16 protein-coding genes are annotated in these 18,026 nt (G+C 40.1%); 3 read left to right on the top strand and 13 right to left on the bottom strand.

The features are described 5' to 3' along the window. Positions 1–550 precede the first annotated feature (550 nt). The 3 genes from ACK2WI_RS05740 to ACK2WI_RS05730 are packed head-to-tail and all read right to left on the bottom strand — an operon-like array spanning position 551 to position 3,077. Positions 551–1,180: a 3-oxoacid CoA-transferase subunit B gene (locus ACK2WI_RS05740; RefSeq protein WP_093100229.1), complete on the bottom strand. Its 630-nt coding sequence runs from the start codon at positions 1,178–1,180 to the stop codon at positions 551–553. Positions 1,181–1,183: 3 nt separating this feature from the next. After that, the gene (locus ACK2WI_RS05735) at positions 1,184–2,362 is read right to left on the bottom strand and encodes a thiolase family protein (RefSeq protein WP_409150029.1); all 1,179 of its coding nucleotides are present in this window, start codon (positions 2,360–2,362) and stop codon (positions 1,184–1,186) included. After that, positions 2,355–3,077 carry a CoA transferase subunit A gene (locus ACK2WI_RS05730; protein WP_093100231.1) on the bottom strand — a complete coding sequence of 241 codons (723 nt, stop codon included), beginning with the start codon at positions 3,075–3,077 and terminating at the stop codon, positions 2,355–2,357. The genes ACK2WI_RS05735 and ACK2WI_RS05730 overlap by 8 nt, the downstream gene beginning before the upstream one ends. A gap of 455 nt (positions 3,078–3,532) precedes the next feature. Here ACK2WI_RS05730 and ACK2WI_RS05725 point away from each other — a divergent pair, with 455 nt between their 5' ends. The 3 genes from ACK2WI_RS05725 (at position 3,533) to ACK2WI_RS05715 (ending at position 5,903) form a co-directional block, all read left to right on the top strand. Continuing rightward, the gene (locus ACK2WI_RS05725) at positions 3,533–4,120 is read left to right on the top strand and encodes a hypothetical protein (RefSeq protein WP_093100232.1); all 588 of its coding nucleotides are present in this window, start codon (positions 3,533–3,535) and stop codon (positions 4,118–4,120) included. A 194-nt stretch (positions 4,121–4,314) separates the two neighbouring features. Further along, entirely contained in the window at positions 4,315–5,229 is a 915-nt protein-coding gene (locus tag ACK2WI_RS05720; protein WP_409150028.1) for a hypothetical protein, read from the top strand. Next, positions 5,226–5,903 (top strand): ATP-binding cassette domain-containing protein, encoded by a 678-nt coding sequence (locus ACK2WI_RS05715; RefSeq protein ID WP_093100236.1) that lies wholly within the window; start codon positions 5,226–5,228, stop codon positions 5,901–5,903. The genes ACK2WI_RS05720 and ACK2WI_RS05715 overlap by 4 nt, the downstream gene beginning before the upstream one ends. A 719-nt stretch (positions 5,904–6,622) precedes the next feature. On the opposite strand, the gene ACK2WI_RS05710 is transcribed toward ACK2WI_RS05715, so the two are convergent. The 10 genes from ACK2WI_RS05710 to ACK2WI_RS05665 form a co-directional block, all read right to left on the bottom strand. Next, complete coding sequence (locus tag ACK2WI_RS05710; RefSeq protein ID WP_409150027.1) at positions 6,623–6,934, bottom strand: hypothetical protein; 312 nt, start codon at positions 6,932–6,934, stop codon at positions 6,623–6,625. 645 nt (positions 6,935–7,579) lie between these two features. Continuing rightward, positions 7,580–9,361 carry a M14 family metallopeptidase gene (locus ACK2WI_RS05705; RefSeq protein ID WP_409150026.1) on the bottom strand — a complete coding sequence of 594 codons (1,782 nt, stop codon included), beginning with the start codon at positions 9,359–9,361 and terminating at the stop codon, positions 7,580–7,582. 13 nt (positions 9,362–9,374) lie between these two features. After that, a complete protein-coding gene (locus ACK2WI_RS05700) occupies positions 9,375–10,997 on the bottom strand; it encodes a M14 family zinc carboxypeptidase (RefSeq protein ID WP_409150025.1) in 1,623 nt (540 codons plus the stop codon). 245 nt (positions 10,998–11,242) lie between these two features. Continuing rightward, positions 11,243–12,055, bottom strand: coding sequence for a siderophore-interacting protein (locus ACK2WI_RS05695; RefSeq protein ID WP_409150024.1), 813 nt, complete (start codon positions 12,053–12,055; stop codon positions 11,243–11,245). A gap of 6 nt (positions 12,056–12,061) precedes the next feature. Further along, a complete protein-coding gene (locus ACK2WI_RS05690; RefSeq protein WP_409150023.1) occupies positions 12,062–13,006 on the bottom strand; it encodes a siderophore ABC transporter substrate-binding protein in 945 nt (314 codons plus the stop codon). Positions 13,007–13,016: 10 nt separating this feature from the next. Next, positions 13,017–13,799, bottom strand: coding sequence for an ABC transporter ATP-binding protein (locus ACK2WI_RS05685; RefSeq protein WP_409150022.1), 783 nt, complete (start codon positions 13,797–13,799; stop codon positions 13,017–13,019). Further along, positions 13,772–14,725 carry an iron chelate uptake ABC transporter family permease subunit gene (locus ACK2WI_RS05680; RefSeq protein ID WP_409150021.1) on the bottom strand — a complete coding sequence of 318 codons (954 nt, stop codon included), beginning with the start codon at positions 14,723–14,725 and terminating at the stop codon, positions 13,772–13,774. The genes ACK2WI_RS05685 and ACK2WI_RS05680 overlap by 28 nt, the downstream gene beginning before the upstream one ends. 3 nt (positions 14,726–14,728) lie before the next feature. After that, positions 14,729–15,682: an iron chelate uptake ABC transporter family permease subunit gene (locus ACK2WI_RS05675; protein WP_312696655.1), complete on the bottom strand. Its 954-nt coding sequence runs from the start codon at positions 15,680–15,682 to the stop codon at positions 14,729–14,731. Positions 15,683–15,811: 129 nt separating this feature from the next. Further along, entirely contained in the window at positions 15,812–16,858 is a 1,047-nt protein-coding gene (locus ACK2WI_RS05670; RefSeq protein WP_409150020.1) for a YncE family protein, read from the bottom strand. A gap of 2 nt (positions 16,859–16,860) precedes the next feature. Next, positions 16,861–18,009 (bottom strand): alpha/beta hydrolase, encoded by a 1,149-nt coding sequence (locus ACK2WI_RS05665; protein ID WP_409150019.1) that lies wholly within the window; start codon positions 18,007–18,009, stop codon positions 16,861–16,863. Between the last annotated feature and the right edge of the window lie 17 nt (positions 18,010–18,026).

Raw genomic sequence — 18,026 nt, 5'->3', positions numbered from 1 at the left:
AATTTGGAATACAACATAGAAGGGGCGTATCGCATACGCCCGCCACATGCATTTGAACCAGGATTAAAGGGATTCGGGGTTCGACTCCGCTACCCACCGGATGGACCAAGATTATTAGTCCGATGGTCGAGCGAAGTCGAGACCCGGCACAGGATTATCGTTGGCATTACATTCAACAATAAGCGAACAGTTCTTAAATCTTCGATTTAAGATGACAGGTCATCGTGTAAAATTACCGTACAGATTCTTCACTAATCGTTCAGAATTAGAAATTCCCTGAGAGGGATTCAGAGCAGCGCAAAGAATCTATTTCCTTTTTTTTGCTGAATATATCATTGCGAATCGCAAGATGAGCAAACTATTTTTATTAAATTTTGCAGGAGTTAATGGGATTTATTCAGCCTATAGGCTGACATTCTTTTTGCATTTGAACATTTACCCCTCTTTTCCTAAACCATCCATAAAAAAAACACAAGACCTTAGCCCGCTGAACGGTCTAAGGTCTTGTGTCTATTGTCTTATGTCTTAGAAGAAAGTCTATGACATTCTTCTAATAAAAAAGTTTTCCTGCAGTACTCTGTTTTACCATATCAAGGGATACTCCATCATGGAGTTCCAATACCTTAAAACCACCTGTTGGCATAACTTCAAATACGCCCAATTCCGTTACTATTTTCTTCACACATTTCACACCAGTCAGGGGCAATGTACAACTAGGCAACAACTTAGATTCTCCAGCTTTGTTGACATGTTGCATGGCAACGATAATATTCTCGGCGCTTGCCACTAAATCCATGGCACCACCCATTCCTTTCACCATCTTACCGGGAATCTTCCAGTTGGCGATATCGCCATTTTCTGAAACCTCCATAGCTCCTAAGATGGTTAAGTCGATCTTACGGGAACGGATCATGCCGAAACTCATCGCTGAATCAAAGAATGCCGATCCTGGCAATGTCGTAATAGTTTGCTTGCCGGCATTGATATAATCAGCATCTTCTTCTCCTTCAAAAGGAAAAGGCCCCATACCCAACAAGCCATTTTCACTTTGCAAAACCACATTGATATTGTCTGGGATATAATTTGCCACCAAGGTTGGAATCCCAATGCCGAGGTTCACATAATATCCATCTTTTATTTCCTTAGCAATTCGCTTTGCTATTCCAAATTTATCCAACATAGGTTAAATCTTTTTGAGGATCATGGCACTTGCCCCACCACCACCATTACAGATAGCGGCAAGTCCTAATTGACCATTCTCCTGATGTAATACACTAGTTAAAGTAACGATGATCCGAGCGCCGGAACAACCCAATGGATGCCCCAAGGAAACCGCACCACCATATACGTTCATCTGGTCTTCGGAGATGTCCAATAGCTTAGCATTTGCCAAGGCAACTACCGAAAAGGCCTCATTGAATTCAAAATAATCGATATCGTCTACCGTCAGTCCCACCTTCTGCAACACTTTTTGTGTAGCCGCAGTAGGTGTAGTGGTAAACCATTCGGGAGATTGTTCTGCATCAGCATAGGCAACGACCTCAGCTAAAGGTTTGATCCCAAGCTCCATTACTTTCTCTTCACTCATCAGGATAACCGCCGCCGCACCATCGCTTAAAGTAGAGGCATTGGCAGCAGTGATCGTTCCATCGGTTTTGAAGGAAGCCCTCAATTGGCTCACCTTTTCAAAATTGATATTCTTGTATTCCTCATCCTCATCCACCAACACGGTACCCTTCCTGGATTTCACTTCAACAGGAACCACCTCATTCTTGAATTTTCCAGTCTCCCAGGCGATCTTACTGCGGGTATAGGATTGAATCGCATATTCATCCTGATCGGCCCTACTGATCTCGTACTTCTCTGCACAGAGCTCACCACAATTTCCCATCGCTTGTTCCGAATATACATCCGTCAAACCATCTTTTTGGATACCATCGGTTAACTTCTGGTCACCGTATTTGGAACCCCATCTCGCTGCAGTATCATAGAAAGGCACTTGGCTCATGTTCTCCATCCCACCAGCGATCACAACCTGCGCATCTCCCAATAGAATCTGTTGTACGCCTATTGAAATGGCTTTCATACCGCTAGCACAGACCTTATTGATGGTAGTTGCCGGTACATGATCAGGGAGCCCAGCAAACTTAGAAGCTTGTCTAGCAGGCGCTTGCCCCAGATTAGCCTGAAGCACCGAGCCCATATAGACTTCGTCCACATGGTGCTTCTCCAATTTAATTTCGTCCATTACAGCTTTGATCACGGTAGCTCCCAATTCTGTTGAGGAAACAGAAGCCAAGGATGATCCGAAACTTCCCATTGCTGTTCTCTTAGCAGCAACGATATATACTTTTTTACTCATTATCTTCTCTTTTTCTAACCGTTCTTTGTTCAATTCTCTTTTCATACTTCGCCCCTTGGAAAATCTTGTTTACAAAAATCCCTGGAGTATGAATATGGTTAGGATCCAATTCGCCCACCTCCACTAATTCTTCCACCTCGGCGATGGTAATCTTACCACACATAGCGACAGCATGGTTAAAGTTCTGCGCCGTTCCGCGGTAAACCAAGTTACCTGCTGTATCGCCTTTCCATGCTTTTACCAAGGCATAATCCGGTTCAAAGGCATATTCCATTAAGTAATCTTTCTCTACCCCATGGAAAGTAAACCTTCTTACTTCTTTACCCTCTGCCACTTCGGTCCCTACTCCGGCTGGCGTAAAAATTACAGGAAGTCCATATCCTCCAGCCATCAAGCGCGTGGCCAAAGTTCCTTGTGGAACCAAGTCTACTTCCAACTCTCCACTCAACATCTGTCTTTCAAATTCTGCATTCTCACCTACATAGGATGCAATCATTTTTTTGATCTGCTTATTCTGCAGCAACAGGCCCAAACCGAAATCATCCACCCCTGCATTGTTACTGATGCAAGTGAGGTTTGTGACCCTCTTATCCAGCAAAGCCGAAATAAGGTTTTCAGGAATCCCACACAGCCCAAAACCACCTAGGGAGATGGTCATGCCATCCTGAATACCCTCAATAGCTTGCTGCGCATTAGATACTGTCTTATTAATCATATCTGTACATTGCGTTATTTCCCCAATCGGGAATAAATAAATCTTTTAGAGCTTAGGACAACCAAATAATTATCTAAAAATCAATCAGTTGATAAAATATTTTTTGGAATAATATTTATTTATGTCCTGAAGTTTATAATCATGATAAATTTAACGAAATTATCTTAAACCTCTAATTATTAAGAACTTTTACAATTCTATAAACTAGAATTGGGTATTATTCAATACTTAGCAGTAAACAGGAAGGTATTTTACAAATGATGGAACAGTTTTAGGAATTGGATTAGAGATTACAAAATCCCCTCCCAATTTAATCGGAAAGATAAATAATTATTAACCCCAGGTTAATCAAATAAATAGATTAGTGTATTATTGAATCAATTTCTAGAATTTCTTTTGTAATTCTAATTAAATTGCTAAACTTGACTCTTAAAGCAAGAAATATACCATATACTATGCGATTATTATCACTCTTTTTACTGTTTTGGGTATCTAGTTCAACCCTATTTGGACAGACCCTACAACAAAAACTGAAAACGGCTCCTCTAGACAGCCAATTCGTCTATTTGAATTTGCAATCTAGAAACCAAGACAAGGACTTTAAGATTATCCGTAAGACTAATCTTGACATCATCCGTCAAAATGTGAAAGACTCCTTGAGCATTTATAAAAAGCAAATTTCTGGTTTGAAAGGCGACGCATCCTCTACCGAAGGAAGCCTGCAAACCCTGCAAGATTCCGTAACGAATCTATCTGCTGCTTTACAAACTGAACAACAAAAAACCGATAGCATTTCCTTTTTGGGGATCCAGTTCTCCAAGAGCTCTTACCATACCATGGTATGGGTAATCATCATTGTGCTAGCGATTGCTTTATTTGGAATTTTAGCGGCATTCAGAAAAGCTAAAGTTGACACCGAAGAAAGTAAAAATACCGTAGATGAACTTCAGGAAGAACTTCAAACTCTTAGAAAAAAATCTATGGAAAGAGAACAACTCCTAAAACGTCAATTATTGGACGAACAGCTGAAAAGGAATTCTTAACTAGACATCAGACAACAGACAACAAACATAAGACGATGTTCCTCGTTGTTTGAGGTCTTGAAATAACAAAAAAGCAGTGTTAGCATCGGTTAACACTGCTTTTTTGATTTAAAATCATATTTTATTCAGAATCCTGTAACATAACAAGCTAATTTCTGACTAATTACTCAGGTTAAACCTAAAGCCTAAGGAGCATGAAGAGTTACTTCAATTTGCAGTTCAAGATTATCTGTAGATCCATGAAAGATTTCGGACTGCCTTGGCTATTGATTTTCCCAGCAATATTATTGGTCTATACTGCTCTTTTCTACTTACTTCAACTCTATCCATACTGGGCTGCCTACTTAATTTTCCTATTGAACTTTCAGGCCTTATTTAGCCTTGCTGAATACAACCGAAATGATTTTCTGAAGTTGACCTTCAATAACCTGGATTATTACCTCATCAGGATGCTAGAAAACCTGGTCATCAGCTTGGGTACGGTCATCCTATTTATCCTGCACGCTAAATTTGACCTGGCACTTTTGCTCTTGGCAATCGGTATCCTTTTCGTTTTCGTATCGACAAACAGCCTTTGGTCTAGAACCATTCCTACCCCATTCAAGAAATATCCATTTGAATTTATTATCGGATTCCGTAAGACCTGGCTTCTCCTTTTGATACTTTATATACTAGCCTATATTGGCTTGGCTTATGGCAATCAAAACCTTGCGCTTTTCTGTATGTTCTGTATCTGCATCTGTGCCAGCTTATATTATCAGGTTATTGAACCAAACCTTATCCTTTGGAATCAAAACCGAAAACCTGTTGCCTTCTTAAATCACAAATTCAAACGGGGCATATTTCAATTAAGCCTCTTATTATTGCCAATCCTGATTCCACTTGTTGCCCTCTTCCCTCATGACATCAGCAAAGCACTTATTGTATGGGGACTCGGCCTATTTTTGATACCCTTTGTGATCAGTCTCAAATATGCAGTCTTCCCCAGAAAGGTCAATGTTGCTGAGGGTGTCATCCTAGGCTTATGCCTGATGTTTTATCCATTGGTATTGTTCATCATCCCTTACTATTATTTCAAAGCCATCCAAAACTTAAAAACTGTACAATGATAGAAGTAATAAACCTAGGAAAATCCTATGGCGCCAAAGCTGTACTCAAGCTTATCAATGTGATCTTTGAGCCTGGAAAGGTATATGGCCTTGTCGGAGAAAATGGCTCTGGGAAAACTACATTCTTCAGATGCTTGGCGGAAATGGAGGATTACGAAGGAAAAATCAAGACCAGCTATAAGGAAATCAAGAACCACCTTGGATTTTTAACGGCAGAACCTTATTTCTTACCAAAGATTACCGGAGAAGAGCATATCTATCTCATGGCAGATGCTCGGAAAATTAAGCTGGAAAACCTTCAGGAAAAGAATATTTTTAAGCTACCTTTAAAGGAATATATCAGCCAATACTCCACTGGGATGAAAAAGAAATTGGCAATCATGGCAGTCCTCTTTCAGCAAAATGACTTCATTATCTTGGATGAACCTTTTAATGGTATCGATCTGGAGAGTTCAATCATACTTGAGGAAATCATCAAGATGCTCAAGGACAAAGGAAAAACCATCCTTATATCCTCACATATTTTTTCAACTCTTAAAAATAGTTGTGATGTGATTTATCAGATTGAAAATGGGCAGTTCTCCGAGCCTTATGCTCCATCCAATTTTGGAGACTTGGAAGAAGCCATGAAAAATAAAATCCTACAGAATCACTTCAACAATTTTTCTCTCTAAGATTTCGAAAGCCTAGCTAAAACAAAAACACGCCATTTTCTTTTGACCTTATTCGAGACATATTCGGAAAATTCCGAAAATGGCTAGAATATTATTAAAGGCTTTCCCGAACATGCCTCGAATGATTCTCGAATATAGTCAGGATATCAACCTTAAGAAAGGGCAAGAATTTAACTAATTACCCTTCTTTGGAACTTACTTTAAATTAGATTCAACATAAGCTGTTTTATTCCTCTGTTTTTATTATCTTATATTTAATTATAAATCAATAGAAATGAGAAGGTTATTTTTATATACATCATTCATATTCTGTTTATTATTAGAAGTGTTGTTAATCTATTCGTATTTAGCACAAAAAATAAACACAAAAGAGTTCCTTCTTATAGGATTAGGTAATATTGGTGTTATTTACGTTTTTATATTAAATATTAAACATAATAATAAAAAGGCTAAAACAATTCTGAACGATCAGTGAAGAAACTGTACGGCAATGTCCAAATACATGCTGTCATTCTGTACCGAAGGTACAGGAACCGTTCGCCAATATATTCACATGGTTTGTATGGTTTCCTCATCTTACGATTTCTATGACGAGGAAATTTGACGATTTTGGTAGGGGCGTATCGCATACGCCCGCCGCATATTTTTCAAAAAGATTGTCAGCCTTCAGGCTGTATAAATCCCATTAATTCCTGCAAAATTTATTAAAAATAGTTTGCTCATCTTACGATTCGCGATGACACAATCCCCCTTAAAAAAACAAAAATAGATTCTTCGTTACTTTTGAAGCCCAAAAGTAACCAAAACCGACGAAGGAGCTCACGGATACCAAAAAAAACTCGAATCCGTAACGCTTCGGCCCATTTAAGGTGGCTTTTCGCACGGCCTCCCGCACATGGATAGAATGCCTTGTTGTCGGGAATATCTTTCAATAGATCATCCCTTTTGATGGGATGATCTATTGAAAGCATTCCAAGGCCAATCCCATCGCACAGGGCATCGGCATTCTTTCCATTTTTCCGCCACTGCAAATGAGCCGGAGGCTAAAGGACTTCCTTCGGAAGGATGGTTGTTTGTTAATTATCCGAACCCCTAGCGGGGGTGGAATCTTTATAGATAATCGGATCGATCTGCGGATAACCCACAGCGTGGGTGAAATATTTTTCTATACCCTTTTTTGTGTCACCCTGAGAAGTAAAAATTTGGGCTAAATTTATTGGAAGCTGATGACAGCATGTTGGCAATGAAAATCTATTAGCTCTTTTGTTTTTTTAATATAGAACCCCATTTGGGGTTCCATTATTTTAGCAGATCTGGCACGTTAGCCTGGAAGTCGCGCTAAAACGATGTTCGATTAATCGAACATCGTTTTAGCATTACCCCTTTATTGTTTGCCACCCATGCTAAAATAATACATCCCCGCAGGGGATGAATGGCGGAAAAAATATTCTTCTGGAAAGGAAATATAGGTCTAAATACCTAGAAACACAGATTTAACAAACCTGTCCATTGGTAGGGCCCCGAAAGGTCTCGAAGCTATCTTTTCTTTATTAAAAATGGTTTCCTCATCTTACGATTTAGCGATGACCTTACTTCCCCCCAAAAAAAACAAAAGCAGCAATCCAAAGATTGCTGCTTCAAGGTATAAACCGATTTGTAAATTGTTGCTGTTTTGATTAGGACTTGTTCGCTGCGTCCTTCAGATTATATTCAAGGTATCCACCTTTAGGGCTGTCCACGATCAGCTTCGCCGAACTTGGATTTCCTTTTACGATCCATCTGACTTTCACGGAACTCATACCATCAATAGTAGGTACTTCGATCTGCTGCGGCTGATATTTTTGCTCTAGCGTTTCATTGAAGTCCGCGTTCAATACCTGCATCCCTGTTACCACCTGGGCACCTTCTAATCGTATATGGTTAGGGCGTTCTATCTTATGTCTCACATCATGGTCTGAGTGTGTTGGCACAATCCTCGTATTCCAGATGGTTGCATTCACTTCATATAAGTTACCGCCCAGAGGTTTGATATTGGATTCCATTACCTCCAATTTAGGCATGTGGTAGGCATGGTAAATGGTAAATGCCGCATTTCGGTGTGCATCTTCCATCAACAAGAAGCCTGGGTGGTTACGGGTATAGTTTTTCTTGGCTCCACCAATCTCGATTTTACCATATTGTGGATGGTCAAATTCCTTCCATGGCACATAAGCATCACCGAACATCAATAGCTTATCAAACTCATAATACTCATCACTATTCCTTAAGCCACCCTCTGATTTTTCATTGAATAGCTTATAGGTAGTCATCAATTCGTTGGAGAACGTAAAGATACCACGTGTTAAGGCCAAGAAATCGATCTCGCCACCAAACACGGTATAAAGATCTTTATGGATGACGATATAATCATAGCCCGGCAACATCTTCTCTCCAGTCTGACCTAAGGCATCATAAACCTGAACGTCTTTCCTAGAATAGAATCTTTCATCATCCGCAGCCCCAGGTCCCCGAAGGATCATACCGCCAAAGTTGTGGTAAGACTGTGCACCGGCAATATTCGGATGGGAATAGATAAATTTCTTGACGGCTTGGGTTTCAGGTAATGTTCCTGGATAGTATAAGGCACCTCCCTGTACATAATTTGGCTGCCAGTTCCATCCCCAGTCACGATTCGGGTCGTAGGTACCAGTAATATCTTCGTTGACCAAACCATCACCATCATTGTCGATCCCTTCAAATCCCAACATCTCATATTCACCCACCTCACCTGGTTTAACCATCAGCATGCGGTTAGGATTTTCCGGATCTGCTTTGAATCTACCGGTCTTGGACTTGCGGCGCATCATTACAATTTCGCCATCGCCATCCAAATCATCGTAAAGATCTTCTGCTACCAGTCCGTCACCATCGTTATCAAACGGTCGACGGCCAGTCCTCGAAGAGTGCATGGTGTTCGGTTGATAAATAAAGTATTCGCGGGAATCGGGATTGATCGTAGGTGCAATATAGAACACCTTATCCTTTAACAATTCTTTGATAAAGGGAACTGTATTATAGTTCTCTAATAGGTACCAAGCGGTATACATGGAAATCTCAGAACCTTGCAACTCATTGGCATGGATGTTACCATCGATCCACATTGCAGGCTTCCTTTCGGGTTGCCCTTGCTTGAAATCCGTTACGGTCAGGACAAAGATGTCTCTGCCTTCATAACTTTTTCCGATAGATTCATATTTAATAAGGTCGGGATAAGCTTTCTGCAGATCCTTATAGAACTGTTCCATTTGTTTCAGGTCATGGTACCGGCTCCAATTCATCTGAACTTTAGGATTGGAGGGTGACCCTACTGCACGGAGGCCAGCGATCTCTTTGCTGACATCGTCATTTTTCTTTTGGGCAAATGCTGCCGAAACACTCAGTGCTAAGGCAAGTGATAATATTTTATATGATAGTCTCATTTCTTAGCAGATTTTATAGGTTAATATCTAGGGTTTTCTCTCCAGCAGTTGGGCATCCAACAGTCACTTGAACTTTACCTTTTCCTTTGACCAACCAAGAGAAGGTATTTGAAGCACCTGCTTGTAGGGTTGGATAAAGCTGAAGGCGTTTGCCACTAAGGAAAGATTGTCCCTTTTGCAATTCCATAATGGACTTCATTTTGGAAACATGTTTGATCTTATCTGCAATTTCTGGATACACAGGCATTGCTCCTGTATTGAAGACTTTCACTTCGATCCGGTAGATATCATCGCCAAGATTGGTCACTTTCGGGCTTGAGAATTCTAGGCTGGCAAGAGAACGGGTCAATTCAACTACAAAATTGCTGTGCATCTTTGCTGAAGCTTCCAATAATGCTACGGGAGGGTTGTTTACAAAACGTTCCACTACCCCACCGACTTCCACCTCTTGGTTAGGAAAATCCGGATGGCTTACCTTGGTCCAAGGAAGGATAGCACCTTGGATCCCTTGGTTCTTTACCCAGTTTACGAAACGGTCAGAATTATTGGTTGCTGGCACTTTTGGGGCAGCATTTTTGGTTGTGTCAGAAATGGTTGGAATCCACCAAGAAGGAGTCACGAAACTGAATTTTCCGGCATGGTAGTAAATCGTTGGGCTCAGGTTTCCTTTACCAGCAGGCATTTTTGGCGCTTCACCCATTGGTTTCACGGCATCATTATAGATCTTGGTCACAAATGCAGAAACTTGCGCATCGTTATTTGTCCAAGATTTAGTAATTCTTTCCGAAGCTTTTCTTTGATCAAATTGCTCTGCAACAGAAAGATTGTTCTGTAAGCCAAAGTGTAGCACCGCAGCAATTTGTGGATTTTCGAAGATCAAATCAATGATCGCTCTGGTTTCAGGTTCTGAAGCTGCATAATCGCCAGTTTCAGGTTCGAAGAATGGGTAGTCAAACGTAAAGTTCTTATCTAGGTTGACACCAGTCTTACCATCTTCAGAAATAGCGCCATCTTGGTCCGCATCGCGACCTTCGGTATAAAGCTCGTAGTTTCCGGTTTCGCCTTTGTTACGCTCTGCCAATACCAAGTAATCAGCATTGTTAGCATGGGCACGGTATGGCCCTGCTGGGGTTTTGATCCGCATTTGTGAAATCAATCCATCTTTGTTAAGATCAACCTCCGGATCTTCATCGATGCGACCGTCACGATCATTGTCTATGGTCCTGCCATTTCCAGAGGACCATGCTGCAGAATTGGAATTTCTTTTATAAGCATCAACATTGAGAACGGGAATAATCCAAATGGACTTATTAGCTAATAGTTCATTAAGTTGATCAGTAGGAAGGGCTAATATTTGCTTTGCAACATTTAAGGAATTGATTACGCCTGCAGGGTGTTTTCCATCAACTCCCGCAACGATCAATAGTGTAGGTTTTGGAGTTTTTCCATTTTGGATTTTAATTAATGGGATGTCTTCAGAACCAACCGACTTTCCAATGGAAGTTCTTTCCACGAGTTTGTTTGAAGATACATCTTGAATTTGCTTTGTCAATGCATCGAAATTGGGATAATTCCATTGTGCATTTACAAAAAACGGCATGCCGCAGGAGAGCAGCAAAATGATCCAGTATTTCATATATTTAGGTATTTAGTCTGTCGCTAAACTACTGAATTAGGTTAATAATTGAAAGCCATTAAACAGATAATCCAATTTTTAAATAATAATTATTTAAAAATTGGATTATCTTCAAAATTAAGTCTAACAATAGCCTAAATAGGCGATGTTTTACAGTGAAAACATAGAGATAACAATGTTGTTATAATTGCGATTAGGGGCAATTATTCTTAAGGAAATAGGTTAAATAAGCTGGGGTGATTAAATCATTCTGACTTCTCTTCCCTTCGATCTTGGGCAGACTTATCTTCAGCGACACCTGCTTTCCAATAGGAGAAAGCATAAAAATCTTTATTGGACCAACCTAGTTTATCCTTAAAATAAGAACGGAGTTCCTTTACAGAACTATATTCACAGGCTACATAAGCAAACTTCGATAGATTTGTGGGCAGTTGTACATCCATAGTCAAATGAGGAAGTGAACTTCCTTTTTCGGGTTCTGGATTGATGAGCCACTGAAATTCAAATCCATCATGCTTTAATTCAGGATGGAAATCATGTTCGGAAGGAATTTCGATCAAACAATAGCCCCTAGCAGAAGCAGGCAGGCTCTCCAAAATACAGCTGATAACCGGAATAGCTGTTGCATCTCCGACCAAAAGGTACCAATCTACATTGGGATAATGTACTGTTTCCCTAATCTTCATAGCTACCCCTAATTGATCGCCTAATGTAGCTTTTCTGGCCCATGCAGAGGCTGGTCCATTCTCACCATGGTTGACAAAATCAATCGTTATTTCTTGGGTCTTGGGATTGTATTTTCGATGGGTATATGTACGCACGATTGGTTTTACATCATCCCCGGGCATCACCCATTCACCTTTTTCAGCATCAAAACTGGCAAATTGAACTTCTTTCTTTCCCAGAGGTGGAATAAAGATCTTATTGTTTGCACCAGGGGTACATTTATCAAAATCTATCGCCTGATCCGACTTGAGGACAACCCGGATATAATGTGGTGTAATGTTCTGCTTACCCGTTACTTTGAAAACATATTTTGAAATGATTGGCTTTTCCATCCTTAATTATTGAATAAGTTTAACAATATCATCTACCATTAAATTCACTGATGTAATACCTCCTCCAGAAATAAACCAAACATTGGGATCTAGGTAGAATAATTTATTGGACTTAGAGGCCTTGGTCCGTTTGATCAATTGATTTTCCACCTCTTCTTTACTGGATTTCTTACCTAAAACAGCAGCATTTCGGTCGACGATAAACAAGTAATCAGGATTGGCCTCGGCGATCAATTCATTGGATACCCTTTGTCCATGAACGGATTCATCATTCAGTTCCAGAACAGGCTTAATGCCTAATACATCATGGATAAACCCAAATCTTGACCCTTTGCCGAAAGCACTGAATTTCCCATTGTTGTAGATCAGGAACAATGCTTTATGTGGATCTTGCTTGTATTTACTTTGGGCGGCAGCAATTTTCTCTTCCAAGGAGGCTAATTTTTCATTAGCCTTTGCTTCTTGGCCATAAATCCTACCGATCAGTTTGACATTGTTCTCAAAAGATGGGATGTAATTTTTGTTGTCGGTTCCGATAAATACCGTTGGTGCGATTTCATTGATTTCTTGATAGAATCTTTCCAATCGGGTGGAAATAAAAATAATATCCGGTTTTGTCGCAGCGATGGCCTCGAAGTCGGGTTCAATAACTGATCCTACATCCGCCACATCGGGATTATCTTGGATTGATTTCAGATAAGAAGGAAGGAATTTCTTGGGTACACCTACAGGCACAATACCTAATTCGTTCATGGTTTCCAATGCACCGATATCCAGTACTACGCTGCGTTTGGGGTTTTTAGGGATGATCAGCTTACCCATTTTGTGCTCAATATGTAGCGTATCGCTGTCCAATGTATTTTCATTTTTAGATGAATTGGATTGGCAGGATAGCAATAGAAAAGACAAACACAAAAATGCGAAGGCTTTCCAAATTATATTTCTTAGCATAGTATTCATTTTATAGATTGAAATAATTACAGATTCTTTTATTGTTGATCTCGATAATATTGAATTCCAGATCAAATATTTCGTGAAGGATCTTTGCATCGATCACCTTATTGGTCTGATCGTTATAGAGAATTTCACCATCCTTCAAGGCGATAATTTGGTCGGAATATTGGGCAGCGAAATTGATTTCATGGATGACCATGATCACGGTTTTACCCAATTCATCGACCAGGCGTCGCAAGGTTTTCATAACATGGACGGCATGTTTCATATCAAGGTTGTTCAGAGGTTCATCGAGTAAAATAAAATCAGTGTCCTGGGCGATAATCATAGAGATAAAAGCCCTTTGTCGTTGTCCCCCACTTAATTCATCGATATAGGAATCCTTTAAGGCAGTGAGGTCAGAAAACGCGATGGCATCATCCACTTTCTTCCAGTCCAATTCGCTCAGCTTACCCTGGCAATAAGGAAACCTTCCAAAAGAAACCAGATCCCTAACGGTCAATTTCAATTCAAGATGATTGGACTGTTTTAGAATGGATAGTTTTTTTGCCAATTCAGAACTTTTATAGGAGGATAATTCCTTTTCGAAGAAAGCCACCTGACCGGCATCTTGCTTGATCAATCGGCTAATTATTGCCAATAAAGTACTTTTTCCGGCACCGTTTGGTCCGATCAATGAAGTGATCTTTGCCTGTGGAAAACCACCAGTCAGATTTTTCAACACTTCTTTTTTTCCATAACGCTTTACAATGGCGTCAAAGTTTAACTTATTCTTTTCCGGGTCAACCATAATAAATACATAAAATAAATTCCGCCGATAAAATTGATAATGATACTGACCGTTGTGGTAAATCCGATAACCTGTTCAACAAGGAATTGCCCCAATACTAAACAGAGCGCTGCTATAACCGCGCAGATGGGAAGCATAAATTGATGCTTTCTGGTCTTGAAAAGCTCATAGGTCAGGTTACAGACCAAGATTCCGAGGAAAGTAATGGGCCCAACCAAAGCCGTGGAAACTGAAACCAACAGGGTGATACAGATCAGAAACCTTTTGATCATCTTGTTATAATCGACACCAAGGTTTATGGCATGGTCCTTTCCTAGAGCGATCACATCGAGGTAGCGCAAGTTGAAACTGATATAAGTGATGGCTGCCAACATGGTAATCGCAGCGATGCTGAGCAATTTGGTATTCATCTTGGCGAAAGAGACGAACATGAAATTCTGTACCATCGAAAATTCATTGGGGTCGATCAGGACATGTAGGAATTGACTCATGGTCATAAATAAGGTTCCAAACACCATTCCTGTAAGCAAGAGATAATACATGCTTTTCTTATCCTTGCCAAACATCAAAAAGTAGATCAATAGGGAGAATCCCAACATCAAGATCACAGCATATACAAAATTCTCCTGCTGGTTGATCACTTGGAAGGCCCGATCTCCATAGATAAACACAATCAGCGTCTGGAATAGGATGAAGATGGCTTCATAGCCCATAATAGATGGAGTCAAAATCCTATTGTTGGTAATCGTCTGGAATAAAATCGAAGAGTAGGCGACAGAACATCCCACTATCAACATGCTAAAAAGTCGGATAGACCTCTTACTGATTGCATAATCATTGGACAGATCAACCTTATAAAATAGAAACAAGGCAACCACAATCAGCAGGAGACATAGCAATAATGAAAATTTGAGAATTGGTTTCATTTCTTATTTCTTTTTAAGGATTAAGATTAGGAACACAATTCCACCGATTATCCCAACGGTCATGCCAATCGGCACTTCATAAGGAAAGACAATCAGCCTGCTGATCAAGTCGCAAATAATAAGGAAAACAGCGCCTACGTAAGCAATTATTGGGAGAATCTTCCTCAGGTTGTCACCGAATACCATGCTCACCAAGTTTGGAATGATTAACCCAAGAAAGGGAATGGCACCGACGGTGAGCACCGATGAACTGACCACAATAGAAACTGTAAATAGGCCGATATAGACAATGCTGTTATAGGAAAGACCTAAGTTTTTGGCAAAGCTCTCCCCCATTCCTGCGATCGTAAAACGTTCAGCAAATAAATAGACCAGCAGCACCGCTGGCAGAATAATATAGATGGCTTCATACTGCCCTTGCATAACGGAAGAAAAATCCCCGAGCAGCCATTCCTGTGTACTTTGCACGATACCCTTTTCATAGGCAAAGAATGTTGAAATAGCACTCAGGATACTTCCAAACATCAAGCCGACCAATGGTATAAAAACAGTGCTCCGCAGTTTGATCTTGCTGATAAAAAATATGAATAGGAAAGAAGTGAAAAAGGTGAAAAGCAGTGCAAAGATCATCCTGACCGAAAGTGAGGATTGTGGGAAAAGGATCAGAGCCGTTAAGATCCCCATTTTTGCGGCTTCCAAGGATCCTGAGGTTGTGGGTGAAACAAACCTATTTTGCGATAATTGTTGCAAAATAAAACCGGATATGCTCAATCCAGCACCCACTAATATCAATGCCAAGGTCCTAGGGATTCGGCTGATCACAAAGAACAGCATCTTTTCACTATCCGAAAACAATTCGGAATAATGGATATCCTTGACACCTGTAAAAAGGGATATCCAGATTAAAACTAAAATAACCCCCATGGCAAGTATCCATAGCAGGTATTTATTCTTCAATAAACTCAAATTCTCCAATTCCTTAAAACATTTTAACAGCTCTCTTTAAACCGTTAAGATGATTTGATAATAAAATGAAACTATGCCCTATTCCATACGGATTAGGACATAGCAATCATCAAGATTTTATTAATTGATTTTAGTGATGGTATCGCCATTTTTGTCCACTACAACAGGTTGCCCTTCCACTGGTCTACCTCCTTTAGTTTTGTTGATGATAAAAGCTTCTCCAGTTTTCGGATCTATTTTTACATGATTAGGATGAGAACCGGTTGGCAGATCAGCTAGCACTTCTAGCGTCTTAGCATCGATAATGCTGGTCGTTCCTGTTTGGCGATTTGCAGAATAAATCCTGTTTTTCACTTTATCATAAGCAATTCCTATGGCCCCATCGCCAGTTGGGATGCTCTTTAATAGATTTCCTTCAGGACCTAATACAGTAACTGTACCTGACTTCTGATTGGCCACGAACAGGCGTTCTCCATCCGAAGTAATATTTACAGGAGACTCTCCGCCTGATGGAAACTGCATATCCACTTTTTTACTTTTCACATCAACGACATATATGGCATTTTCACCAATAACAGTCACATAGATTTTATCTGTGCCTTTTAGGAAAGTCATGCCAGTTGCAGTCTTTCCAAGGTTATCCAAAGAATGGGAATAGGTATTGGTTTTCCCATCAATAACCCAAATATTACTAGGGTCACCCACATCGGATACATAGATCAGGTTATTGTCTTCATCCACCAATACCTCACGGGTATGGGATTCCTCGGCACCGTTTTTAATGGTTGCCAATAACTTTCCGGATTTAAGATCAACGGCACTTACCGAGTTTGTTCTTGTATTCGTGGTGTAGGCAGTCTGAGTTTTGTTGTTTATTCCTATACCGAATGGCGGATTTTCCTTTAAGCTGATGCTATCCACAATGGCCAAATCCTTTGGATTGATTTTAAAGATGGCACCACCTGGTTTCGTACGAGAACCAGCTGAAGTCACATAAATATGTCCGTCATTTGAATTGATTACGGCTTCATAAACGCCAGTTCCGGCAGGAGAAGATTTTACTACCTTTTGGCCAAAAGCCAAGGTACTGCAAAAGAATAACCCTGTACTGAGGAATAGAGCTTTTGAAAGGATTGGGCACTTGTGATTGAAATGAATTGTGTTCATAGTTACTTATTTATATATATAGAGTTAATTTTTGAATTCCAGTGTAGATAGAAATCTTCGAATGCCTTTTGCCAATAATAGGCGCCATGTTTTCCTTCGGGATTGACATGGCGTGTTAATTTGCCTGAAAAATGATTTTTTATCCATTCGAAATAGCGATCGAGGTCAATTTTCATATTGTTATGGGCATCCATCAATCGAAATCGTCTTTCCCGATCTCCCATATAAAAGTAGAATTCCTGCTCAGCCCTATTTATACCCTTGCTGAGCATATTTTCCGAATAGGCATATAAATTATCTTCATCCATCCAGATCGATGGAGAAAATATGGCTACGGTGCCAAATACCGCTGGGTATTTCAGTCCAGCATAAAGAGTAAGCAAACCAGCAATAGAACTACCTAACATAGAAGTATGCATTGGACCTGAGAGGGTCCTATAGTTACTGTCTACAAAAGGTTTTAAAGTTTGTACGATATCTTCGAGATAATGCCAACCCAAGGCATTCTTGGTTCCTTGGACTGGATGCACCAGGTATTCTTGCTGTCTTAATTCATAATCCTTTGCATGATCGATAGCGACCACTATGGCAGAAGAATCATATCCATCAAGGAATTCATCGACCATCCATTCTACAGGCCCCGACCTTCCAATTGATCGCGCCTCATCGAAAAGATGCTGGCCATCATGCATATAAATGGTTGGGTATCGTTGTCCTGACTGCTGATAATCCTTGGGTAAATAGATCATGACCTTTCGATACACATTCATTTCCGGAAAATAGAAATGATCGTCTAAAGTAAGTACCTGTTTGCTTGCTGTGGATCTAGGGAATAGATCTCTCCAAGAATCGATTTCCAAATTGATTTCAGCATCTCGTTGTACTTTGAAAACTTGAGGTAATTTTAGTTTTCCATCATGAGTTGCCTCTAACGTCAGCCAATTCCCACGGGTAATCTTTAGTTCAAGGTCTCCGGTTTGTACATGTGGAATCAGGCATCTTATAGATTGCCCTATTGGAGGGATAGTTCCGACCAACAGATGTTGGGGATCCCAATTATTGAAAGTACCAGCAAGGAACAAAGGCTCACCTACGTAATGTTCACAATTGTTCAAAATGTTTACTGCTATCTCAATGAATTTTTTGGACATAAATAAATGTTTGTATA

This window comes from Sphingobacterium sp. BS-2 (assembly GCF_046161205.1).
In the GTDB taxonomy this organism is placed as follows: Bacteria; Bacteroidota; Bacteroidia; order Sphingobacteriales; family Sphingobacteriaceae; genus Sphingobacterium; species Sphingobacterium mizutaii.
The sequence above is the reverse complement of the archived record's forward strand: the minus strand, read 5'-3'. Positions and strand labels throughout refer to the sequence as shown.